Source organism: Parendozoicomonas verongulae (assembly GCF_009711465.1).
GTDB classification, from domain to species: domain Bacteria; phylum Pseudomonadota; class Gammaproteobacteria; order Pseudomonadales; family Endozoicomonadaceae; genus Sansalvadorimonas; species Sansalvadorimonas verongulae.
In genome coordinates this window covers 1-450 of the sequence record NZ_SMME01000534.1, presented here as the reverse complement: position 1 = coordinate 450, position 450 = coordinate 1, and positions in this window count along the sequence as shown.

Genomic DNA, 450 nt, shown 5'->3' with positions numbered 1-450 from the left:
CTCACCAAGCACAAGCGCATCCACACAGGGAACAGGCCTTTTGTCTGTAACGAGGACGGATGCACCCAGCAGAGTAGGAAAGATGAGTGATCCGTTCTGTCCTTTTCACAACCATACCCTGACAGTGTACGGACTGCATGGTGTAACAATATGGTCATCAATATCCTCAGTGTCACTGGCAGGACAAGATTCAGCGCCGTAAACACCAACATCACAAGCGGCCGCCAGATATTATGCTAACTTCCTTGTTCTTTTTATCGGTGAGGGGGAAGGAAATGGTTTTCAGACTGAACTTTGTTGTCAGCAGTCTTTGCGTAGTGATCGGCCTGTCTGCAACTGCTACTTATGCATCAGAAGAGAAGAGCAGGCCTCTTTACCCTATTCCGTTGCAGGCAGTCGATGTGATATCGACAGGCAGCGTTGCCATACACCCTGCGGACAGCACACATA